The following is a 22,058-nucleotide window of genomic DNA, read 5'->3' as shown; positions in this document are numbered from 1 at the left end:
CCAACAGCCTTCACTGCACCGCATCCCAGCGCTCGTCCGCGACCTCACCCCGGACTACCTAGCCCGCCGACCAATACTCCCGGGCCTTCCGCCCCAGCTCACCCAGTAATAGCCTCACCCCACGCACTCCCTAGCCCACCGACAACATCCAGCACCCATCGACCCTTCCGCGCCGCCCACTCATTGAGGTCCCAACACCCCGATGTCACCTGCACTCTCTAGCCCGCCAACCAACGCCCCCGGCCCTGTCCGCACTCCTAACCCGCCGACGAACGAACCAACTGTCTGATCAACGAACCGGTGAAACGAGCCCACTCTCGTACGCCACGATGACAAGCTGTGCCCGGTCCCGAGCATCGAGCTTGGCCAGGAGCCGCCCGATGTGGGTCTTGACCGTGGCGAGGCTGAGGTGAAGATGGGCGGCGATCTCGTTGTTGGAGAGACCTCGAGCGATCAGGATGAGAACCTCCCGTTCCCGCTCCGTAACGCCATGCAGCCCCTTGATCTGTAGTGACGCAGGCGTGCGGGCGAACTCCTCGATCAGCCTGCGCGTCACCCTCGGAGCCAGCAACGCCTCACCAGCCGCGACCACCCGAATGGCGGCGACCAGCTCGGCCGGCGGGGTGTCCTTAAGCAGGAACCCACTGGCTCCAGCACGGAGTGCGTCGTAAACATAGGCGTCGAGGTCGAACATGGTCACGATCAGGACCCGAGCCACATCACCGATCCGCCTGGTGGCCTCGATGCCATCCATTTCCGGCATGCGCACGTCCATAAGGACCACATCAGGCCGCTCCTCCAGAGCAACGGCCACCGCCTCGGCTCCCGTCGCGGCCTCCCCCACAACCGTCAGATCGGGCTCCGAGTCGACCAACACCTTGAAGCTCCCCCTGAGCAGCGCCTGGTCATCGGCGACAAGAACACGGATCACGAAGTGCCCCCATAAGGCAACCGGGCCGACACCCGAAACCCTCGTCCAGGTAGGCGTCCCGCCTCGAACACCCCGTCGTACATCATGACCCGCTCCCGCATTCCGATCAGTCCGTGTCCCGTTCCCTCCACCGGCAGTGTGCGACGGCCAGGACCGTCATCGATCACCTCGATCCGCACCTCCATCACGTCGGCCACCACCGAAATCCGGCACCGGGCTGGTGCCGCATGCTTCACCACATTGGTGAGTGCCTCCTGGACGATCCGATAGACCGACAACTCCACCCCCTCAGGCAGCCCCACCCCGAGCCGCGAGCCATCTTCTCCTTCGCCCATGCCTAGGCCGCTCTCGCCCTCGTCCCGGGCCCCCTGGCCAGCTCTGTCGTGGACCCGTCGGCCTGCCCTGTCCTGGGCCTGTTGACCTGTCCCCTCTTGGGCCCGTTGAGCGGCCCCGTCCTGGCTCCACTGGCCAGTCTCACCCTGATCCCCCTGGTCGGTACCACCATGGGCCGTTTGACCGGTCCCATCCTGGAAGCCCTGAACAGCCCCGCTCTGGAGCCTCGGGCCGATGCCGTCCCGGCCCGTTTGACCGACCCCACCCTGGAAGCCCAGACCAGCCCCACCCTGGACCCTCTGGCTGGTACCGCCCCGGGTATCAGTCCGGTCACCAACCCACCCCTGGTCTCTCCCGCCGTCCCTGGTCGCAACGGCGGCACCCTCCATAGCCGCACTGTCCCGGTCTACGCGATTGGTACTAGACCCAGCCGCGCGATTGCCCTTGTCGTCCTTGTGATGAGCCCGCGAATGCGGTGCGACATCTTCTCCACTGTTCCGGCCTCCACCGGTCGCCAACCGGAGGTCCAGTTCTACCTCCACGCCCGCCAATCTGGCCTGCTCGGCCAGCCGCGGGAGGCCGCTGAGGTCCGGTGCGGGGCCACGGTCAGGCGTCTCATCTGAGCGGAGGACGCCGAGCAAATGGCGCATCTCGACGAGCGCGCTCCGGCTGGCGGTCTCGATCGCCCGCAGCGCATCGTGTGCCTCTTCCGGTCGGGTGGCCATCACATGATTGGCCACACCCGCCTTGACCGCGATCAATCCCACGCTGTGCGCGACGACATCGTGCAACTCACGGGCGATGCGCAACCGCTCCTCCGCCACGGCCTGTCCAGCCAGGCGCTCGGCATCGCGCGCCGCATAGTGTCTTCGTTCTCGTACGGCTCGCCCGACCGTCCACGCGCCGCCAAGTGCGGCGATGCCGATGAGCGGCTGATCGAGATTCGTCAGCCACGCGGGGCCCTCCGGCTGCGGCACACCGCCGGCGACCACCATTCCGACCAACGTGACCAGGGTGAGCACACCGATCGCCGAGGTCGGAACCCACGCCCCCCGGGCATCGGCCAGGGCGACGACATAGAGCGCGTAGGCCGGCGAGATATAAGCGGATGAGACCCCTAACACCGCGGCAACCACGATGGAGACTGTCAGCACGAAGCAGAAGACGGGCAAGGGCCACACTCTGCGCATCGCCAGCGGCAAACCCAGCCCCAGGATAAGAGCCAGCCTCGCCCACGGCGGCAGCGCCCACCCACTCGTCGTCGCCGTGAGGAACATGAGACAGAAGCCCAACCCTGCCAGCAAGTCCAGCCCGATCAGCTGGCGACGGCTCAAGCGAGCGGTGAAGAGGGAGGGGGATTCGTTCACGCGTTGACCGTAGTGGTTGAGGGTGGGCCTGCACGTCAGACTGAGGTCTGACCTTGAGGTTCGGACCGTGGTCCGATGCGGCGAGCGCCCGCCGTACCTCATTCTTTACCGCGTGATCGAACTCAACCGCCTGACCAAACGCTACGGCGACACGCTCGCCGTCGACAATCTGTCCTTCAACATAGAGCCCGGCCACGTGACCGGATTCCTGGGCCCCAACGGTGCCGGCAAATCCACCACGATGCGCCTGATCCTCGGTCTCGACTCCGCCACCTCGGGCCAGGCACTCGTCAACGGGCAACGATACACCTCGCTGAGCAGGCCCATGCGTGAGGTGGGCGCGCTACTGGACGCGAGCGCCGTGCACGGCGGGCGCAGGGCCTACGACCATCTCTTGTGCCTGGCGCGCACCAATGACATCAGTCCGAAGCGAGTCGCCGAGGTTCTCGAACAGGTGGGCCTGGCCGGGGTGGCACGCAAGCGGGTGGGCGGCTTCTCACTCGGCATGAAACAGCGCCTCGGCATCGCGGCCGCCCTGCTCGGCGACCCGGGCACGCTGATGTTCGACGAACCGGTCAATGGACTCGATCCCGACGGGGTGCGCTGGATTCGCGACTTAATGCGCTCCTTGGCCAAGGAAGGCAGGACCATCCTGCTCTCCAGCCACCTGATGAGCGAGATGGCGCTGACGGCCGAGCGCATCATCATCCTTGGCCGAGGCAAGCTGATCATGGAAGCCACCGTGGCGGAGCTCACTGAGCGCTACCCGTCGCTCGAAGACGCCTACCTTGCTCTGACGGCGAGCAGCGTGGAATACGGAGCCGCACGATGAGAACGATCCTGTCTTCCGAATGGCTGAAGCTGCGCTCGGTCACCTCGACCTATCACGCACTCGGAGTGGCTGCGCTCACGGTGGTCCTCGGCATGATCTGGTCTTTCTACGTCAGCGGCCTGGCGGATGAACGCGGATCACTGCGAGCGGCGGCCCCCGAACAGGGCTTCCTGCCACTGATCCAAATCAGCCTGGCTGTCCTCGGCGTGCTGGCCATCACTGCGGAGCAGACCAGCGGCATGATCCGCACAAGTCTCACAGTCGTTCCCAAGAGAGGGACCTTACTGCTGGCCAAGGCGGGGGTGGTCGCCGCCGTCACCTTCGTCGCCGCCAACTCGATCATTATCCTCACGTACGTGACGAGCCGCCTCATAGCGGGCGAGCGCCACTTGCAGTTCAACGAGTCCTCTCTGGCCAGCGACCTGCCGATGCTGCTCGCCTCTGGGCTGTCGGTGACCGTGCTCGCATTGGTGGGCCTCGGCTTGGGCGTAGCCACTCGATCCACGGCGGCGGCGATCGTTTCGGTCGTGTCGCTACTGTTCGTCCTGCCCGGCATCGCCAATTACCTGCCAGCCCCGTGGAACACCCGCGTGGCCGCCCTCATGTTGCCCAACCTCGTGCCTCAGATCGCCGACCAGCGGCTTTCCAGGCGGCTGGGCGACGGTTTCCTACCTCCCTGGGCCGCGCTCGTGGTGCTCGCCGCCTACGCGATCGTCGCACTCGCGGCGGGGTTCTATCTGTTCAAAAGGAGAGACGCGTGAGTGTGCTGGCATCGGAGTGGCTGAAGGTCCGCACCGTTCGCTCCAGCTATCTGATGCTGGGGCTGAGTTTGGGCGGCATTCTGCTGGGCGTAGCGGTCGCCTGGGCGGCGGTCGGGACGTACGACAACGCCACCCCGGCGCAGCAGGCTCATGCCGCCATCGCGGATCTGGAGGAAGTGGTGCTGATGGTGCCACAGCTCTGCATGGGCGTCCTCGGCGTCCTCACGATCACGTCCGAATACGCAACAGGACTGATCAAAACAAGTCTCGCTATTGTGCCGAGACGCTGGCCGGTCCTCGCGGGAAAGTCGGCGATTGTCGGTCTACTCGGTCTGGTCACCGGCCCGATGGTGGTGTTCGGGACATACGTCGCTGCCCGTTGGATGATTGGCGACCGCTTCGGCGGCTCCTACACGATCCCCTTCCTCGACAGACTGCCGACGCTTATTACGTCGAGCCTTACGGTGGCGGTATTCGCGCTGCTCGGGCTGGGACTGGGCGCCACCTTACGCTCCACGGCGGGAGCGATCACGATCCTCGTGGGCCTCGTGTACGTGATCCCAATAGTCGTGGGCAACCTGCCCGAGCCCTGGAGCGAACGCCTCGGCTCGGTGATGATCGGAGCGCTCCCGCGCGAGATTGCCGGCGACGATCTCACGCACTCGGTGTACGGCTCGCTGCTTTCTCCTGTTGCCGCGGCCATGGTGCTGATCGCCTACGCTGTGCTGCCATTGCTCGTCGGTACATGGCTCATGCGCCGGAAGGATGCCTAAGCCGCCGACACACTCAGCATGGATGAGGCCCACCAGAGCGGTGTAGTTTCTCACCCACTCAACCTGTTCGCCCGCGCAGGAAACGCACAAGGAGATCGTTGATCCACCGCTGAGCGGGACACCACCTCAGTGTGCAAAGGAGACCGTGATTCACCACTGGGCGAGACACCACCTCAGTGTGCAAAGGGCGCGGAGCATCGGCAGGACGAACCGTCTTGATGGCGCCGAGGAATGTCGGCGAGGACACGGGTGTCACCGGGAGCCCCCAGCAGTCGGCGGAAGTCAGCTGGATCGCCGAGTGTCCGGGCACTGAGAATCGGCAGAGTCCACAGGACCGCCGGATGTCCGAGGCACCAAGTACCGGCAGAGTCCACTGGACCGCTGAGAGTCGGTGCAACCGGGATTCGGGGCCCGGATGTCGGCGGGGCCGCAGAGTCAGCGACAACCAGAGGCTCCGATGCGGCTCCCAGAGGTACGGCAGGCGCGCATGCCTGCCGTACCCATACGGAGGTCAGACCTCGAGCACCACGGGGATGATCATCGGACGGCGGCGATAGGTGTCGCTCACCCAGCGCCCGACCGTGCGGCGGACCACCCGGCGGATCTCCTGCATGTCGACGACTCCGTCGGCGGCCTTCTCCTCGAGCGCCTTCTCGATCTGCGGAATGAACTGCTCGAACTGCGCCGGGTCGATGCCGGAGCCACGCGCGTGGATCTCCGGCCCTCCGGTGAGTTTGCCGGTGCTGGAGTCGACCACGACGACGACAGAGATGAAGCCCTCGTCGCCGAGGATCCTGCGGTCCTTCAAGGAGGTGTCGGTAATCTCGCCGACGGATGAGCCATCGACGTAGACGTACCCGGCATGGACCGCACCGACGATCTTGGCTCTGCCGTCGACCAGGTCGACCACGACGCCGTCCTCCGCGATCACGATGTGATCGTCGGGCACGCCGGTGAGCGCGGCGAGCTTGGCGTGCGCGCGCAGGTGCCGCCATTCGCCGTGGACGGGCATGAAGTTCGACGGGCGGGTCAGGTTCAGCACGTAGAGCAGCTCGCCGGCGGCCGCATGTCCGGAGACATGCACCTTGGCGTTGCCCTTGTGCACGACTCGGGCGCCCCAGCGGGTGAGGCCGTTGATCACCTTGTTGACGGCGGTCTCGTTGCCCGGCACCAGCGACGACGCCAGCAAGACGGTGTCACCCTCGGCGATGCGAATCGGGTGATCCCGGTTGGCCATCCTCGACAGCGCCGCCATCGGCTCGCCCTGCGAACCCGTGCAGACGAGCACCACGTCTTCCGGCGGCCATTCCTCGATGTCGCGCGAGTCGACGATCAGCCCCGGCGGCACCTTGAGATAACCGAGATCGCGGGCCACGCCCATGTTGCGCAGCATCGAGCGCCCGACCATGGCGACCTTGCGATTGTGCCTGGACGCCGCATCCATGACCTGCTGGATGCGGTGTACGTGCGACGCGAAGCTGGCCACGATGACCCGCTGCTCCGAGGTACGGATCACCTCGTCGATGACCGGGCCAATCTCCCGTTCGCTGGTGACGAACCCGGGCACTTCAGCGTTGGTCGAGTCGGACATCAGCAGGTCGACGCCCTCGGTACCAAGACGGGCGAACCCACCGAGGTCGGTGAGGCGGCCGTCGCTCGGCAACTGGTCCATGCGGAAGTCGCCGGTATGCAGCACGATGCCGGCGGGTGTCCTGATGGCCACCGCCAGCGCGTCCGGGATCGAGTGGTTGACCGCCAAGAACTCGCAGTCGAACGGCCCGAACCTGTGCCGTTCGCCCTCGACCACCTCGATCTTGGTCGGCTGGATCCGATGCTCGGTGAGCTTGGCCTCGATGAAGGCCAGGGTCAGCTTGGATCCGATGAGCGGGATGTTGCGCCGCTCGCGAAGCAGATACGGCACGGCCCCGATGTGGTCTTCGTGCGCGTGGGTCAGGACCACGGCCTCGACATCGTCGAGCCGGTCCCTGATGTATTCGAAGTCAGGCAGGATCAGGTCGATGCCCGGCTGGTCCGGCTCGGGGAAAAGCACCCCGCAGTCGACGATCAGCAATCGGCCGTCGTATTCGAAGACGGCCATGTTCCTGCCGATTTCACCCAGCCCGCCCAGCGCGACAATGCGCAGGCCGCCCTCCGGCAGCGCCGGCGGGGGGCCAAGCTCCGGATGTGGATGGCTCATAGCCGGCCCCCATGGTCAAATCGTGTTCTCAAAACTCCCGGTTCCTCCCCGTTCCTATGCGTCTGTCAACTTCACCCCGCCGGCTACCAGGCAAGCACGCAGCTCGGCGATCTGCTTCTCTGTCGCGGCCACCAACGGCAGCCGCACTGGTCCGACCGGCACTCCTACCATGCCCAGTGCCGCCTTGGCCATGATCGCGCCGCCAGCGCTCATCATGATCCCTTCAACCACGGGCGCCAGTTGGCGGTGCACCGCAAGTGCTTGAACGACGTCGCCGTTCCTGTACAAGTCGATCATGCGAGCCAGGTCGGCGCCGACCACGTGGCCGACAACGCTGACGAACCCGGCCGCGCCAACCGAGAGCCAGGGCAGGTTGAGCAGATCATCGCCCGAATAGAAGGCGAGATCGGTCATCGCCATGATCTGGCTGCCGAGGAACAGATCGCCCTTGGCGTCCTTCACGGCCACGATGCGTTCGTGCTGTGCGAGCCGGATCAGGGTTTCGATCTTGATGGGCACGCCGCTCCGCCCGGGGATGTCATAGAGCATCACCGGAAGGCTGGTTGCGTCGGCCACAGCGGCAAAGTGCTGATACAGGCCCTCTTGTGGGGGCTTGCTGTAGTACGGCGTCACTACGAGCAACCCGTGAGCACCCGCGCGGGCCGCGGTCTTCGCGAGCGAGATGCTGTGGTGGGTGTCATTGGTGCCCGCCCCGGCCACCACCGTTGCCCGATCACCCACCGTCTCGAGAACGGTGCGCAGAATGCGCTCCTTCTCCTCGTCGGAGGTGGTGGGCGACTCGCCGGTCGTCCCGCTGACGATCAGGCCGTCGTTGCGCTGCTCATCCACCAGATAGGTGGCCAGGCGCCGCACGGCGTCGTAATCGACCGCACCGTCAGGTGTGAACGGCGTGACCATGGCGGTCAACATACGGCCGAAGGGCGCGTCGGTGGTTCCAGTTGGCGAAGCCATAGTGCGAACGCTACCTGGATTCGCAAAAGCGGTGGACGCCGCCACCCCGCTTTGCCTGCCTGGGGCCGCGTATTGTCATGCCGTTCCCCGGCATCTCAGGGCGTGTCCGGCGGCACTCGACACGTCCTAGCGTGCCGCTCCCGGCCACCGGACGCCCCTTCGAGCCGGGCCGCGGCTCCGGCACCGGATCATCCGCTCACCGCTCGCAGTGATCACTGGATTCCATCCGAAGTAACGCGCTGGCCCTATGACCGCAGCTTGACATGCCGTGCACAGACGCCTGACGTTCACCGACATGTCGTACATATCTGGCGAACCACCACCGACGAGGAGCACCGTCCCCGCGAGGGACTTCGCGCCGCGCATGGGAAGAGGCCGCCGATATGTGCTCGGGGGTACACACATCGACGACCTCTACCGAAGAATCGGCCACTCTTACATCGGCGTTACAGGGTTTCTTTGATAATTTTCTGCCGCCGCAAAGTTGGGGCTCCAAGTGACCTCGATGACGGTCGGTTACCTGTCGAATACGGCAACATAGGGCAACGCCTCACACGAACCCCCAGGGATGGACTAGTGGCCACCTCAGATCCGGTCTACCTGCGTGTCGTCGAAGACATTCGGCGACAGATCACCGACGGCACCCTTCCCCCCGGTGCACCCATTCCCTCACGGGCGCAACTGACCCGCAAGTACCAGGTCGGCGAGACCGCAGCCCGCCACGCCCTGCGCGTGCTGGCGAGCGAAGGTCTCATCATCGGCCGCGTGGGATCGGGTCATTACGTCAGAGAACGCCCAGACCTTTCCCCATTGCACCGATGGCGCTTCCTTGATCATCCCGCCCCGTTCGCCGCCGACCTGCAGTCCCAGGGCCGGCGCGTGACCTGGGACTGGCACAGCGAGCCCGCCGAAGCCGGACCCGACATCGCCAGACGGCTGCGGCTCGACGAATCGACCACCCTGACGAGGACGCACTACGTCTTCCGCGGCGATGGCCGGCCGCTCCAGCTCGCCACCTCGTACGAGCCACTGGAGTTCGCCGCCCACACGGAGGAGGAACGGCGCAGCTTGGTCGCCAGAGTGTACGCGCACGGGATAAAGATCACGGAGATCGTCGAAAGCGTGCACACCCGCGTGCCCCGCCCCGCGGAGAGCGACGCCCTCGATCTGCCGGCGGGCATCCACGTCCTGCACGTGGAACGCACCCATTGGGCAGGCGACCGCCCAGTGGAGACCAGCGACATCGTTATTCCGGGAGACCGCTTCCGGATCATGTACAGCATGCCTGTTTGACCGAATCTGAGAGCTCCGGGCCGATACCCGCCTCTTCGGCCTGGAGCTCAGCCGGATGACCACCGGGGCTTAGCCTTCGTGGCGGCAACGGCCGACCCGTCCGCACAGCGTCGACGACTCACCACCGGGTCCACTCCTGGCGCGCGGCGCGGCTGATCGCGCCACCAAAGCGGTGGAATTCCGGCGACCTTCGCGAGCAGCGAGGGCATCGAACGATGATCAGCTCCAGCACCGGCAATCCGATGGCGCCCCACCGGTCGTGCGTCCGTGAGACGTTGGTGATCCCCGGAGTAGGCGATGAACCCCATAAGGCGATCATCGAGACCAACGGAACGCGATCTGGACGACGCCATAGATCTTCCACCCAGGGACGCAATTCCACGACGCGCTGGAACGTCCACTCGCTGGGACGTCCACACGCTGGCACGCCCACGCGCTGGAACGTCATCCCGGACGGCGTTCCTCCTCGTCCGATCGGCCGCACACGGCCTGGCAAGCGGCGTTCCTCCTCCCCCCACTCGGCCCTATACGGCCAGGTCAGCGGCCTGCTACTAGATCGAGGCTCAACCACTCACGGAGCACCATCCGAACCGGCGAGCGCCTTTGTCCAGCGCCGCCACATGGGCTTCAGCCCGGCCGAAACAACATCAAGCTAAGCGGTCTCACCTGGAAGTCTCTCGGGGTTGACTTTCGATGTGATGCACCGGCCCACTGAGGACGGCTTACTACCATGAGTGAGCATGGAGCTTACGGAGCGATTCGAGTGGCATGGGAGGCAGATCGCCTGGGGACGCGCGGGCGCTGGTCCGGCTGTGGTGTTCTGTCATGGCACGCCGTTCTCATCAGTGTTGTGGCAGCCGTTCGCGGAGGCCTTGAGCCGCGACTTCACCGTCTACTTGTGGGACATGCCCGGATATGGCCGGTCCTCCAAGCACGCCGATCATCCCGTGGATTTCGGCGCGCAGGCCGATGCGTTCGCGGCGCTGCTCACGCACTGGGGGTTGGACCGGCCACATGTGATCGCCCACGACTTCGGCGGCGCCGTATCCCTGCGCACGCACCTGATCCTTGGCGTCGATTACGCCTCCCTCATGCTCGTCGACGTCGTGGCCATCCCGCCCAGCGGCTCGCCTTTCTTCAAGTTCGTACAAGATCATCCTGACGTCCTGCCGCAGCTACCGGCCTACATCCATACCGCCATCGTCCGTACCTACATTCAGGGCGCGAGCCACCGCGGCCTGCGCGACGACGACCTCGACGCCCTGGTGCAGCCGTGGACGGGAGAGGAAGGCCAGCCCGCCTTCTACCGGCAGATCGCCCACTATGACGAACGCTTCCTCGAAGAGAACGAGGAACAACTGGGCCGCATCAGCATCCCCGTGCGGATCCTGTGGGGCAACAGCGACGCGTGGATCCCCACCGATATCGCCCGACGACTGCACAGCCTGATCCCCACGGCCGAGCTTTCGCTGATCGACGCCGCCGGTCACCTGGTCCACCATGACGCGCCCGTCCCACTCATGGACGAAATCCGCGCCTGGCTCACCGTTTGCTGAGGCTCCGCACGCGGGCGCGATCTGGATTGTGAAAGGGCCGGCGTACAAGGTCACTACCTGGCTTGTGAGGGGGTTGGCGTACGCGGTCGCGATCACCCTCACGGACTGATCGAATCACATCCGAAAGTCAACTCCCGAGACGCTCCAGCCGAGACCGCAAAGTCAGCCCGATCGAAGCTCAAAAGACGTACCCCGCGACATTCCAGGCGATCCCTCCTGGCCAGGCCAAGGTTGTCAGTGCTCGTTGATACAACCGTTCTGGAGGTTGCGGATGCGAGTCAAAGACCTGCCCTTGCGTGAGCGGCCACGCGAGCGGCTGATGGCGAGCGGGGCCACGGCCCTGGCCGACCGGGAGCTGCTGGCCGTGCTCCTCGGTTCCGGTTTTCGAGGGGCGAGCGCGATGGATCTGGCAGCCCAGGTGATCGCGCACTGTGGCGATCTCGACGGGCTGGCCCGATCCGAGCCGCACCGCCTGCTCGCCGTGCCTGGCGTCGGGCCCGCCAAGGCGGCGCGGGTGGCGGCGGCTTTCCATCTCGTACGGCGAGCGCAGACAGATCCTGAGCGGACCAAGATCAGCAGCACTTCCGACCTGGCGACGGTCGTCGCTCCGTTGCTCCGCGGCCACTCCCGGGAGCGGCTGGTCGTGCTGGCATGCGACGTTCGGGGGGCCGTGTTGCGGCGGGTGGTGTTGACCGAGGGTGGCTCCGACCACACCACAGTGCCGGTTCGGGACATCATCACTGCGGTGCTCACGGCTGGTGGGGCGGCGTTCGGGGTCGCGCACAACCATCCGAGCGGCTCTCTCGATCCGAGCGAGGCGGACCTGCTGGCTACAGCGCGTCTCGCCGCGGCTGCTAAGACGGTCGGGCTGCAATTCCTCGATCATCTGATCATCACGGAAACGGCATGGCGTCGGGTGCCCTTCTGACCGCTGCGGAGGGTGGTCCGGGACCGGGCCACTCTCCGTCCACCTTGAGAGGCACTGGCCCCGAGCCGACCACCGAACCCGTACTACCGGATCTCGACGTGACCCCGACCCCCCGGGCGACGCAACCTGGGTGGTGTCCCATGGCGGATCGACGATCTCGCTGTGCGTTTCCTACGTGGGCGAACAGGGCTGAGCAGGTGAGAAACTACATCGCTCTGCGGAACGTCATCGACCGCCGAACCCCAGGCGCGCTCCAGCCCGCCGAACCCCGACCGCTCTCGGCCTTTCCCCAAGCACCAGATCATCGAGGCCGGCCCCGTCACCCCTGAAGGCTTCACTGTCTCTCTCGCTGTTATCAGGATCGTCCGGCCGCGTGGTGTCCCACTGAGTAATGGATCCACGAACTCGCTGTATGGCTCCTACGAGGGATTAACAGGGCCGAGTGGCCGAGAAACTACGCCGCTCTGCGGGACGTCATCTCCGGCGGCCGCCGTGGCTGCGCATTCGCTCGACGCGCTCTCGCGTCTCGCCGAGCCCTTATGCGGCGTTCTGAGCACCCCTTAGGGTGCTGATCCACCGCAAGCCCAGCGAAAGGCATGTTTGCGTTGATAGCTCTGAAGGCAAGGCTTCCCTCAGCAGAGCGTGAGACGCTACCTCTGCGAGCAGGTCGACTTGACGTGAGTCGGCCAACCGCTCGCACCAGCGTGGTCCCGTGCCTCCCGGAGGGCATGGGACCACGTCTACCCGCTACTGGGTCCGTCCACTACGCGCGCCAGCGCAGTAACACCGTGGACGGTCGGACTCCCTGCGCGGTCTACCCAGTAGCGGGCGTGTGGGAAAGGCTCAGCATCCCCCACGCGGGTTCTCGGAGCGTCGGCGAACTGCGATCACCGGCGATCAGGGAACCCGTAGTGCACAAAGACTCTCTGAAATCGCAGCCGCTCGACTGTAGAGGGCGGCTGCCTCGTCGCTGGCCCCGTATCAGACGCGGGATGCGGGGCCAGCGCGACCCCGCCGAGTGTGGCGCGCGAGTTCGGGATCAACGCCAGCACCCTGGGCAGCTGGGTGAACCGGCATCGGATCGCGCGCCCAGGACGAGCAGCAGCCTGTCTCCGGGCCGGACCGGGCCAGAATCCGGGAGCTGGAGCGGGAGAACACCGAACTGCGCAGAAGCTGACATTCTTGAAAAAGCAGCCGCCTTCTTCACGGCGGACAGTCGATGACGCTCGCCGGGTACGAGCTGATCGACGCGGAGAAGGCCCATCACCCGATCGCCCGCATGTGCGCCTGGCCGAGCGTGTCCCGCTCGGGCTACCACGAATGGCGCGATCGGCCGGCCTCGGCCACCGCGCAACGCCGGAGGCTGCTGACCGCTCTGGCCACCGAGATCTTCGCCGACCCACGCGAGACCTACGACAGCGTGAAGATGGTCCGCCGAGGGCTGGCGCGAATGCCGCGGGAGCCGATCGAGGCGGGGGCGACCGTGGCAGTCGGCCACGCTCGTCTGCGCACAGCAAGGTGCGGTCCGTAGCGCTACGGGCATCGCAAGCGACTACCGACCAGCGCCGCCGGCGATCTGAGTGCGGACAGCGGTATCTGCACATGCAAGGTCCCCGCATGCAAGGTCTGGCGGATCTGCGCCGGCCTGTACGCCGAAACCGCGGCGTTCCGCGAGCGGCCCCTCGAACACACCGCCTTCCGCAACTCCAGCGGAATGGTCCACCAGAAGGTCGTCGCAGGCCCCAGGCGCGGAAAGGGGACCTGCGCGAACGGGTGGGGCCCCGGCAGGACGCGGAGTTCCTGGGATGACGTCTGCCGGGAGAACGGACAGGCTGAGCGCACCCGATCACGGATGCCACGCAGCCGGGCGGCAGGACGACCGAGGATGCCCCGACGGCGTCTCGCGATCATCGAGCATCTCCCTGCAGCAGCAGGGACCACAGAGCGTCCATTTGCGAGGCGTTCCTTCGGACGCTCTCCTCCACCACCACTCGCCCACCCTTTCTCGTCGTCCTGCGGATGTAACGCTGACCGCCCGCCTGACACAGCTCATAGAACACCGACCGGCAGTTGCAGGTGTGATCCCGCACGCGCGTCCGTTGAGTGCGGAACCCTTCAGGCCCCCACTCGATAGACACCGACATGCGACTGGCCGCTGCCACATGGCGGCCGTGGAGGTCACCTTCTTCCCACGCCATGGGGCCACTATAACTCAGCCGTATCCATTGGTCTAGCACGTATCCACATACTCAATGAGCGTGTCCATTTTGAGGATGCATGTATGGTTTCGTCTATAATCCGAGGGTGCTAGATCGCGACGGGCCCGTCCCCATCTACAAGCAGGTCGCGGACCTTATCTGCGATCAGATCGAGCGTGGCGAGCTCGCGGCGGGCGACCCCGTACCGAGCGAGGCCAAGCTCGAGAAGGACTACGCGATAGCGAGGACCACGGCCAGGCGCGTGGCGCGCGAGCTCCGCGAGCAGGGCATGGCGTACACAATTCAAGGCGAAGGCACATTTGTTGGGCCGCCTGGCACCCCACGCGCGTCCCGAACCATACCGATTTATCAAAAAATCGCCGAAGAGATCGCCGAACGGATCCGGCAGGGCGAAATAGCGCCCAACAAAGCGATTCCCGGCGAGAAGGCCATGATGCAGCAGTACAGCGTGGCCAAGGTAACGGCACGCCAGGCTGTGGCGCACCTCAGGGAGCAGGGCTGGGTTTTCACCGTTCCTTATCGCGGCACTTTCGTTTCTGATCCGAAGGAATGGCCGATCGAGGGTCAATAACTCGCCACCTATTGTCCAGGCGATGTATACCCTTGGCAACATGCTCGACCGTGAGGGTGACACTCACCCTTATCAGCAGATCAGCGAGATCATCCGCTCGCGCGTCGCCACGCTTTCGCCTGGCGACCCCGTGGCAAGCGAGGCGGAAATTCAGCGCGAATTCGGCGTGGCCCGCACCACCGCGCGCAGGGCGATCCGGGTACTTCGCGACGAGGGACTCATTCATACCGTTCAAGGCGAGGGAACGTTCGTCGGCGCGCTCAACGAGGCACCTCGCGTGTCCCACAAAATCCCGCTATATCAGCACATAGCTGCTGAGCTTGCGCAGCGCATCATGGCCGGAGAGCTACGCCCGAGACGGCCGATCCCCGGGGAGACGGCTCTACTGCAGCAGCATGATGTAGCACGCGAGACTGTCCGGCGAGCCATGGCATTGCTGCGCGCGCAAGGGTGGATCTACACGGTCCCTCAACGCGGGAGCTACGTCGCACCAGAAGAGCTCTGGCCTAAGGGGTAAGAAGGCGGAAGGTCAGGCAGACGACCGTCGACGAGTCGGTCACCTCGCGCCCGAGGCCGGCCCAGTACCGTCCGTGAACCTCACGCCAGTGCTCGACAGAGCGAAATCCCTCCCCCTCCGCCTGCGCGAACTCCCAGCTCACCGCCCCGAACGGCACCTGCTCCACCCCCACCACCTCAAGCAGAGCCGCCCGTGAGCCCTCGTCGTCCACGAGCACCAGGCGCTCGCCGACGTGTTCCAGTGGCTCGTCCTCGGCCTCGTAGTCGAGTTCCAGCAGGCCCGCCGTGGCCGTCTTGGCACCGGACAGGACCAGATCGGTCAGCCAGGTGCGTTGCTCGCCAGGCATGCCGAGTTCGACCACACGGAACCCATCGATGCGTCCCCACATGCAACGGATCGTAACGGTCGCCGCAACCCGCGCCGATGATCCGGCCGACGTCGGCTGCGGTAGCGCCGTCTCCTCAAAAGCCGGGATGATCCGGTCGACGTCAGCTGCGGTGGCGGCGTCTTCTCAGAAGACCGGGATGATCTCCTCGGGATCGATGAAGTCGACCTGTACGCCCTCCAGGTCGAGTTCGGGGATGGCGGGGAAGGCGATGCCCCAGCGTTCGACGATGGCGCGGATGCGGGCCATGGCGAGCCGCCAGTTCTCCGCCTGCTCCTCAAAGGAGAGAACGCCCAGCCCGGCCTGCCTGGCATGGTCCATCAGGACGCGGTGATTGGCCAGGAAGTACGGCGGCAGCTCCCAGAAGCCCTCCGGCGGCTCCCAGAGGATCATGGACAGGAAGACGAAACCGGCTCGGAGTTGGCGGGTGATGAGGGAGCGGGTCTCGTCGGTCAGGCCGGGCCACTCGTTCTCCAGAATGACCATGCAAATCTGGAGATGTCGGGACTCGTCGCGGCCGATGCGCTGGAACATCTCGCCGAAGACGGGATGCTCCGTGCCCGAGGCCATGCCCCTGAACAGGGTCGAGGCGGCCATCTCGCCCATCATGAAGCTGGTGAAGAGCACGGGCAGCGTGTACTTGCCCACGGCCACGTTGTAGCCGGTCCAGTAGCGGCCACCGTTGTGATAGAGCCAGCCGATGTTGTTGTGGGCGGCCTTCTCCAGGTCGTCGGACGGGGTCCAGTCGAGGGGGCCGCCGGGCCAGAGCTTGGCGATGGTCCGCTGGCAGCACTCCTCGTGGTTCATCTCGTCGCGGGTGATCGAGAAGAAGCACTTCCGGACCGGATCCTCCTCGTGCTTCTCGAACGCCTGAATGGTGGCGCGGGCGAACACCGCCGGCCCCGAGGCGTCGAAGTTGGCCAGCACGGCGAACCAGTACATGATCCCGAGACGCTGCTCACGGGTGAAGTCGTCCGGGTTCAGCCCGTCCCAGGGCAGGTCGGCCGGGTTCCAGACCGTCCGTTTGGATTTCTCGTAGATCGCCGCGAGCTTGGCCGTCTCGACCCGCCACTCCATCGGGTAGATGTTCGGCTGCGGGATCTCCGGGGCCGGCCAGAAGCCGCCTTCGGGAATGGTGAGGTCTGCCATGTGTGACACCTCCGCCTCCTATCCTGCGGGGCGGCGTCACGTCTTTCAAGTACGCCTCCCGCCTCCTGTCCTGCGGGGCGACGTCATGTCTTTCAAGCCTCCCGCCTCCTGCCCCGAAGGTGGGCGCATCGCGCCGACGGTGCCCGCGCGCTCGACCATACGCCCGTCACCCGCCGTCAACGATTGGCGCGTCATGGCGACGGCCAGACACAGAGCACCGCCCTCAAGTACGCGTGCATTGCGTGACAACACCGCCCTCAAGTACGCGTGCGTTGAGTGACAGCCACACACACGAGTACGGCCACCGCGGCCGCCACAGTCGCCGGACCGTACCTCTCCCCCAGCAGCACCCAAGCCCAGGTGAGCGTCAACAGCGGCTGCGTGAGCTGCGTCTGCCCCGCCCTGGCGATGCCGCCCCTGGCCAGACCGGCGTACCAAGGGACGAACCCGAGAAACATCGAGATCACCCCCACATACGCGAACCCGGCGAGCGCCTGGGGCGACGGGTGGACCGGGGTGGTGAAGGCGAGTACGGCCGTCACCGGGACCGTGAGCGGCAGGGAGAGGACGAGGGCGTAGGAGATGACCTGCCAGCCGGGCGTCTCGCGGGAGAGCCGAGCGCCTTCGGTGTAGCCGACGGCCGCCGAGACCAGGGCGCCGAGCAGGAGGACGTCGGGCCAGGCGGCCGTGCCCTGCCCACGGGTGAGGGTGAAGGCGGTGATGGCGATGGCGCCTGCCGCACAGGCCAGCCAGAACAGGGGGCGCGGGCGCTCGCCGGCGCGCACGACCGCGCAGACGGCGGTGGCGGCCGGGAGCAGGCCGATGACCACGGCGGAGTGGGCGGTGGTGGCACCGAGGTCCAGCGCCAGGCCACTGAAGACGGGGAACCCGAAGACCACACCGAGCGAGATCGCCCCGTAGGAGCGCCACTGGTGGCGGGGCGGGAGCAGGGGAAGACGGGCGGCTTTGAGGCAGATGAGCGCTATGACGCCGGCGATCACGGCGCGGCCGATGGCGACCAGCCACGGGTCGAAGCCGCGCATCGCGTAGGCGGTGGCGGGAAAGGAGCCGGAGAAGGCGAGTACGCCGAGGAAGGCGAGGAGGGTGCCCTGGCCTCGTGGAGACTCAGGGGAAGCGACCACCGCTACTCTGTCGCCGACGATAGCGCTATTCTTATCCGTCATGGAACAGGATAGCAGTATCGCCCAAATCACCGCGATCCTGCGCCAAGAGCTCAGCCGTCTGCGGCCGGGAGACCGTCTCCCCTCCTCCAGAGAGCTCATGCGCCGCCACAACGTCAGCCCCGTGACGGTCTCGCGGGCCATCGGGCAGCTGGCGGCCGAGGGCCGGGTGGTCACCAAGCCGGGCATCGGGGCGTTCATCGCCCAACCGCCTGCAAAACCCAACGAGCCGCCGGACTTCTCCTGGCAGACCGTCGCCCTGGGCGATCGGGTGGTCGACGAGAGCCCGGTGACCGGGCTGCTGACCCCGCCGCCCGAAGGCGTCATCCCGCTCACCGGCGGCTACCTCAACCCCGGCCTCAGGCCCGACAAGCAGCTGGCCGCCGCGGCGGGGCGGGCGGTGCGCAGGCCGGGGGCGTGGGCGATGCCGCCGCTGAGCGGGCTGGCGGAGCTGCGCAGGTGGTTCGCGACGCAGGCTGGGGGCGAGGTGACCGCGGCCGACGCGCTGATCGTCAGCGGCGGGCAGGCCGCGCTCACGCACGCCTTCAGGGCGCTCGCCGCCCCGGGGACGCCGGTCCTGGTCGAGACGCCGACCTACCCGGGCGCGCTGGCCGCGGCAAGGGCGGCGGGGCTGCGGGCGACGGCCGTGCCGATGGACCAGGACGGCGTACGGCCCGATCTGCTGGCCGAGGCGTTCGCCGTCACCGGCGCGCGGGTGTTCCTCTGCCAGCCCACCCTGCAGAACCCGACCGGCGCCACCCTCACCCACGAGCGCCGGGAACAGGTGCTCCAGGTGGCCAGAGCGGCGGGCGCGTTCGTGATCGAGGACGACTACGCGCGTTACCTCAGTGACCGGACGCCGCCGCCGATGGTGTCGATGGATACGCACGGCACGGTCGTCTACATCTGCTCGCTCACCAAGATCCTGTCACCGAGCGCGCGGGTCGCGGCCGTCATCGCGCGCGGTCCGGCCTCCCATCGGCTGCGGGCCAGCCAGCTGGTGGAGTCGTTCTTCGTGGCGCGTCCGCTGCAGGAGACCGTTCTGGAGTTCGTCGAGTCGCCCGGCTGGCGCCGGCATTTGGCGAACGTACGGGGCGAGATCCTGGTCCGCCGCGACGCGCTCGCCACTGAGCTGGCCATGCGGCTGCCCACCGCCGAGCTGCATCTGCTGCCGAAGGGCGGCATGCACCTGTGGGTACGCCTGCCACCGGAAACCGACGAGAACGCCCTGGTCGAGGCCGCGAAACGCAACGGTGTGCTGGTGAGCCCCGGCAGGATCCATTACCCATCGGAGCCGCCGGGACCCCGCCTGCGCGTCACGCACATCGCGGCCGCCCATCTGGCGGAGCTGGCCGAAGGGGTGCGGCGGCTGGCTCAGGCGCTGGCGAACACCTCGTAATGCTCCACGGTCCCGCTTTCTGTCGACCAGGAACGCGTCGTCCTCCGGATATAAGACCGCCGCGCCCAGATCCTCGCCGGCGAACGCCCTGATCGCCTCCCGCGCTGGACAAGTGGGGCGGTGAGCGCTGCCATGGCCATGCGACTGGGCACGACCCGGGCCGGCGGCCGCGAGCTGATGGACGCCCATATCGCTCTCAGGGTCGCCCACGGCCGTCTTGACAACCTGTGCGGGGCGAGTGCCGTCTACGCGCAAGCAGTCGAACACCACCGGCACATCGTCGCCTGGCTCGCCCCCGCACGGACCACAGCCGAAAGGCAGCAGATCGCCGCACTCGCGGCCGATACCGGCGGTTTCGTGGGCTTCCTTACCTACGACCTGGGCATGGCGGAAGACGCGGCCGCGCACTACCGCGACGCCGCCACCTACGCCCGGCAGGCAGGCGACCTGTCGTCCTGCACCAACCTGCTCGGACAGATGAGCCGCATTCTCGCCGACCAAGGGCACTACCGCCGCGCCTTCACCCTCGCCGACGGCGCGCTTCACCTGGCCGGCACCCAAGCGCACCCCGCCGTCCGGTCCTGGCTACACGCCGTACGCGCCCACCACTACGCCTACCTCAGCGACACCCGCGCCTCTCAAGCCGACCTCGGCGCCGCCTGGAACCTGCTCGAACGTGCCGGCGACGGCGAGAAACCACCGTACATCGCCTACTTAGCCGCTGCCGAAATCGGAAAATGGACCGGCCACGCCATGGTCCGCCTCGGCCGTAGCACCCCCTCTTTCCTCGCCGCAGGCAAGATCGCACTCGATGAGGCCCGCGCCGCCTGGCCGACCACGAGCGTCCGCGGCTCAGCCGAACTGCTGACCGTGAGCGCACGCATATACGCCGCCTGCGGTGAGCGCGCGATGAATAAGCAGCCGCGACGGTACCAGCGCGACCCATCTCCATCGGCCACCTGCTGACGTTGGAGGAGATGGAGCAGTTCGTGAACACCGAGTCCCTCGCCCTGCGCCATGTCGTGCTGGTCAAGGACGGCGTTATCACCGACCCGTGCCGCTACGTGCTTCCAGCGGCAAGCGGCCCCTCTTCCTCAGCCGCAGGCAACTCGCGGCCCGCAGGTCGCGCCGTCTCAGCACTCGCGAACCCACTCCGCCGAACCCGCTCCCGCCGACCGGACGCCTCCACGACCAGGACAGCGAAATACCAGCTGCCATTCCCGCCCCGGCCAGCGCGTCTCCCGGCCGCAGATTCTGCCATGTCCTCACCTCTGCTTGGGCGGTGCCTCCGCCAAGCGGCTCCTTCTTCAGCGGGATCACCCAAGTGCCAGGCGGAGCAGCAGGTTCTTGACTTCTGTTGCCTCGAATCGTTCCCTGGCGGCGGATGGGTCGGAGCAGAGCAGCACCGGCGCGTCGGCGGAATCGGTGGGAAGCAGCCCATGTGAGCCGCGTACGGCGCGGGCGCCCTGGTCGAGGCCGATGACGTTCATGAGGTAGCGCAGGCCGAGCTTCTTGCGCAGCAGTGCCACGCCGGCCCTGCGCTTGGCGGCACCGGGGTGCGCGGGGTCGAAGAAGAGCTCGGCGGGGTCGTAGCCGGGCTTGCGATGGATGTCGACGAGGCGGGCGAAGTCGGGCGCGCGGGCGTCGTCGAGCCAGTAGTAGTAGGTGAACCACGCCTCCGGCTCGGCGAGCAGGACCAGTTCACCGGAGCGGGGGTGGTCCAGGCCGTGCGCCTTCTTTCCGCTTTCGTCCAGCACCTCGGCGACGCCGGGCAGGGACGCGCAGAGTCCGGCGACGGCCGGCACGTCGGCGGGGTCGGATATGTAGAGGTGCGCCACCTGGTGGTCGGCGACGGCGAACGCGCGCGATGTCCACGGGTCGAGGTATTCCATGCCGTCCTGGGTGTGGACACGCAGGAGCCCTTCCGCACGGAGCATCCGGTTGACGTCGACGGGGCGGCGGACGTCGGTGATGCCGTACTCCGACACGCAGACGACCGTCCTTTCCTGCGTCGCCGCGGCGTCGAGCAGCGGTGTCAGCACGGTGTCGAGCTCGGCGGCCGCAGCGGCGGCGCGGGGGTCGGACGGGCCGTACCGCTGCAGGTCGTAGTCGAGGTGGGGGACGTAGGCCAGCGTCAGGTCAGGGTTGTACGCGGTCATGACGTGCTGGGTGGCACGGCAGATCCAGGCCGATGAGGCGATGCCCGCTCCCGGGCCCCAGTAGGTGAACAGCGGGAAGGTGCCGAGCGCCGCGGTCAGCTCGTCGTGCAGCTCCGGGGGGTCGGTGTAGCAGTCGGCCTCCTTGCGCCCGTCGGCGTAATAGATCGGCCGGGGGGTGACCGTCCAGTCGACGTCGGCGCCCATCGCGTACCACCAGCACACGTTGGCCACCGTGAGGCCGGGCCGCTCGCGCCGGGCGGACTGCCACACCTTCTCCCCGCCGACGAGGGCGTTGTGCTGGCGCCACAGCAGGACCTCGCCGAGGTCGCGGAAATACCAGCCGTTGCCGACGACACCGTGATCGGCCGGCGGGGCACCGGTGAGGAACGTGGACTGCACCGAGCAGGTGACGGCGGGCAGGACGGTGCCGAGTTCGGCCTGGAAGCCGTCCGCGGCGACGGCCCGGAGTCGCGGCATATGCGCGAGCAGTCGCGGGGTCAGCCCCACCACGTCAAGAACCAGCAACGATGTCATG

The 22,058-nt window shown here is 66.8% G+C and carries 18 protein-coding genes and 1 pseudogene; 11 read left to right on the top strand and 8 right to left on the bottom strand.

The features are described 5' to 3' along the window. Nucleotides 1-289: 289 nt before the first annotated feature. Nucleotides 290-931, bottom strand: coding sequence for a response regulator transcription factor (locus tag AB0J16_RS06420; RefSeq protein WP_358535298.1), 642 nt, complete (start codon nucleotides 929-931; stop codon nucleotides 290-292). Beyond that, nucleotides 928-2,631: a histidine kinase gene (locus AB0J16_RS06415; protein WP_358535296.1), complete on the bottom strand. Its 1,704-nt coding sequence runs from the start codon at nucleotides 2,629-2,631 to the stop codon at nucleotides 928-930. Before AB0J16_RS06415 ends, AB0J16_RS06420 begins: the two co-directional genes overlap by 4 nt. A gap of 112 nt (nucleotides 2,632-2,743) precedes the next feature. Between AB0J16_RS06415 and AB0J16_RS06410 the strand changes: the two are divergent. The 3 genes and pseudogenes from AB0J16_RS06410 to AB0J16_RS06400 all read left to right on the top strand — a co-directional run. Continuing rightward, nucleotides 2,744-3,382 (top strand): annotated as a pseudogene (locus AB0J16_RS06410) (ATP-binding cassette domain-containing protein); the annotation flags it as partial. 77 nt (nucleotides 3,383-3,459) lie between these two features. After that, nucleotides 3,460-4,224 carry an ABC transporter permease subunit gene (locus AB0J16_RS06405; protein WP_358535294.1) on the top strand — a complete coding sequence of 255 codons (765 nt, stop codon included), beginning with the start codon at nucleotides 3,460-3,462 and terminating at the stop codon, nucleotides 4,222-4,224. Further along, nucleotides 4,221-4,997 carry an ABC transporter permease subunit gene (locus AB0J16_RS06400; protein ID WP_358535292.1) on the top strand — a complete coding sequence of 259 codons (777 nt, stop codon included), beginning with the start codon at nucleotides 4,221-4,223 and terminating at the stop codon, nucleotides 4,995-4,997. Before AB0J16_RS06405 ends, AB0J16_RS06400 begins: the two co-directional genes overlap by 4 nt. 511 nt (nucleotides 4,998-5,508) lie before the next feature. Here AB0J16_RS06400 and AB0J16_RS06395 read toward each other — a convergent pair. Both AB0J16_RS06395 and dapA read right to left on the bottom strand, forming a co-directional pair. Beyond that, a complete protein-coding gene (locus tag AB0J16_RS06395) occupies nucleotides 5,509-7,194 on the bottom strand; it encodes a ribonuclease J (RefSeq protein WP_358535290.1) in 1,686 nt (561 codons plus the stop codon). Between the two features lie 54 nt (nucleotides 7,195-7,248). After that, on the bottom strand, nucleotides 7,249-8,166 hold the full coding sequence (gene dapA, locus AB0J16_RS06390) for a 4-hydroxy-tetrahydrodipicolinate synthase (RefSeq protein WP_358535288.1): 918 nt from the start codon (nucleotides 8,164-8,166) through the stop codon (nucleotides 7,249-7,251). Between the two features lie 576 nt (nucleotides 8,167-8,742). Between dapA and AB0J16_RS06385 the strand changes: the two genes are divergently transcribed. From AB0J16_RS06385 to AB0J16_RS06360, 6 genes are all read left to right on the top strand, one after another. Next, nucleotides 8,743-9,459, top strand: coding sequence for a GntR family transcriptional regulator (locus tag AB0J16_RS06385; protein WP_225299458.1), 717 nt, complete (start codon nucleotides 8,743-8,745; stop codon nucleotides 9,457-9,459). A gap of 740 nt (nucleotides 9,460-10,199) precedes the next feature. Further along, nucleotides 10,200-11,015, top strand: a complete 816-nt coding sequence (locus AB0J16_RS06380) for an alpha/beta hydrolase (protein ID WP_358535286.1) — start codon at nucleotides 10,200-10,202, stop codon at nucleotides 11,013-11,015. Nucleotides 11,016-11,286: 271 nt separating this feature from the next. Continuing rightward, complete coding sequence (gene radC / locus AB0J16_RS06375; RefSeq protein WP_358535284.1) at nucleotides 11,287-11,943, top strand: DNA repair protein RadC; 657 nt, start codon at nucleotides 11,287-11,289, stop codon at nucleotides 11,941-11,943. A gap of 1,219 nt (nucleotides 11,944-13,162) precedes the next feature. Then, nucleotides 13,163-13,474: a hypothetical protein gene (locus tag AB0J16_RS06370; RefSeq protein ID WP_358535282.1), complete on the top strand. Its 312-nt coding sequence runs from the start codon at nucleotides 13,163-13,165 to the stop codon at nucleotides 13,472-13,474. A 773-nt stretch (nucleotides 13,475-14,247) separates the two neighbouring features. Continuing rightward, nucleotides 14,248-14,733, top strand: a complete 486-nt coding sequence (locus AB0J16_RS06365; protein ID WP_358535280.1) for a GntR family transcriptional regulator — start codon at nucleotides 14,248-14,250, stop codon at nucleotides 14,731-14,733. 40 nt (nucleotides 14,734-14,773) lie between these two features. After that, entirely contained in the window at nucleotides 14,774-15,250 is a 477-nt protein-coding gene (locus AB0J16_RS06360) for a GntR family transcriptional regulator (protein WP_358535278.1), read from the top strand. Here the strand turns inward: AB0J16_RS06360 and AB0J16_RS06355 are convergent. The 3 genes from AB0J16_RS06355 to AB0J16_RS06345 all read right to left on the bottom strand — a co-directional run bounded on the left by AB0J16_RS06355 (nucleotide 15,240) and on the right by AB0J16_RS06345 (nucleotide 17,926). Further along, nucleotides 15,240-15,638, bottom strand: coding sequence for an ASCH domain-containing protein (locus AB0J16_RS06355; protein WP_358535276.1), 399 nt, complete (start codon nucleotides 15,636-15,638; stop codon nucleotides 15,240-15,242). The two genes, AB0J16_RS06360 and AB0J16_RS06355, sit on opposite strands and share 11 nt — an antisense overlap. Nucleotides 15,639-15,761: 123 nt before the next feature. Next, nucleotides 15,762-16,784: a hypothetical protein gene (locus AB0J16_RS06350; protein WP_358535274.1), complete on the bottom strand. Its 1,023-nt coding sequence runs from the start codon at nucleotides 16,782-16,784 to the stop codon at nucleotides 15,762-15,764. 257 nt (nucleotides 16,785-17,041) lie between these two features. Continuing rightward, nucleotides 17,042-17,926: a DMT family transporter gene (locus AB0J16_RS06345; protein WP_358535272.1), complete on the bottom strand. Its 885-nt coding sequence runs from the start codon at nucleotides 17,924-17,926 to the stop codon at nucleotides 17,042-17,044. Nucleotides 17,927-17,966: 40 nt separating this feature from the next. Between AB0J16_RS06345 and AB0J16_RS06340 the strand changes: the two genes are divergently transcribed. Both AB0J16_RS06340 and AB0J16_RS06335 read left to right on the top strand, forming a co-directional pair. After that, the gene (locus tag AB0J16_RS06340; protein WP_358535270.1) at nucleotides 17,967-19,364 is read left to right on the top strand and encodes a PLP-dependent aminotransferase family protein; all 1,398 of its coding nucleotides are present in this window, start codon (nucleotides 17,967-17,969) and stop codon (nucleotides 19,362-19,364) included. A gap of 132 nt (nucleotides 19,365-19,496) precedes the next feature. Then, nucleotides 19,497-20,330, top strand: a complete 834-nt coding sequence (locus tag AB0J16_RS06335; protein WP_358535267.1) for a hypothetical protein — start codon at nucleotides 19,497-19,499, stop codon at nucleotides 20,328-20,330. A 350-nt stretch (nucleotides 20,331-20,680) separates the two neighbouring features. Here AB0J16_RS06335 and AB0J16_RS06330 read toward each other — a convergent pair whose 3' ends face one another. Next, nucleotides 20,681-22,057: a nucleotide pyrophosphatase/phosphodiesterase family protein gene (locus tag AB0J16_RS06330; protein ID WP_358535265.1), complete on the bottom strand. Its 1,377-nt coding sequence runs from the start codon at nucleotides 22,055-22,057 to the stop codon at nucleotides 20,681-20,683. Nucleotide 22,058 lies beyond the last annotated feature (1 nt).

The sequence above is a fragment of the Nonomuraea sp. NPDC049750 genome (assembly GCF_040659625.1).
Lineage (GTDB): Bacteria > Actinomycetota > Actinomycetes > Streptosporangiales > Streptosporangiaceae > Nonomuraea.
Note: the sequence above shows the minus strand (reverse complement) of the source record. Positions and strands in the feature narration are given on the sequence as shown.

Coding starts and splice junctions, on each gene's coding strand:
- AB0J16_RS06335 (WP_358535267.1), top strand. CDS start 19,497: ATGGCCATGCGACTGGGCACGACCCGGGCCGGCGGCCGCGAGCTGATG.
- AB0J16_RS06350 (WP_358535274.1), bottom strand. CDS start 16,784: ATGGCAGACCTCACCATTCCCGAAGGCGGCTTCTGGCCGGCCCCGGAG.
- AB0J16_RS06370 (WP_358535282.1), top strand. CDS start 13,163: ATGACGCTCGCCGGGTACGAGCTGATCGACGCGGAGAAGGCCCATCAC.
- AB0J16_RS06405 (WP_358535294.1), top strand. CDS start 3,460: ATGAGAACGATCCTGTCTTCCGAATGGCTGAAGCTGCGCTCGGTCACC.
- AB0J16_RS06340 (WP_358535270.1), top strand. CDS start 17,967: ATGGAACAGGATAGCAGTATCGCCCAAATCACCGCGATCCTGCGCCAA.
- AB0J16_RS06360 (WP_358535278.1), top strand. CDS start 14,774: ATGCTCGACCGTGAGGGTGACACTCACCCTTATCAGCAGATCAGCGAG.
- radC (WP_358535284.1), top strand. CDS start 11,287: ATGCGAGTCAAAGACCTGCCCTTGCGTGAGCGGCCACGCGAGCGGCTG.
- AB0J16_RS06330 (WP_358535265.1), bottom strand. CDS start 22,057: ATGACATCGTTGCTGGTTCTTGACGTGGTGGGGCTGACCCCGCGACTG.
- AB0J16_RS06395 (WP_358535290.1), bottom strand. CDS start 7,194: ATGAGCCATCCACATCCGGAGCTTGGCCCCCCGCCGGCGCTGCCGGAG.
- AB0J16_RS06355 (WP_358535276.1), bottom strand. CDS start 15,638: ATGTGGGGACGCATCGATGGGTTCCGTGTGGTCGAACTCGGCATGCCT.
- dapA (WP_358535288.1), bottom strand. CDS start 8,166: ATGGCTTCGCCAACTGGAACCACCGACGCGCCCTTCGGCCGTATGTTG.
- AB0J16_RS06380 (WP_358535286.1), top strand. CDS start 10,200: ATGGAGCTTACGGAGCGATTCGAGTGGCATGGGAGGCAGATCGCCTGG.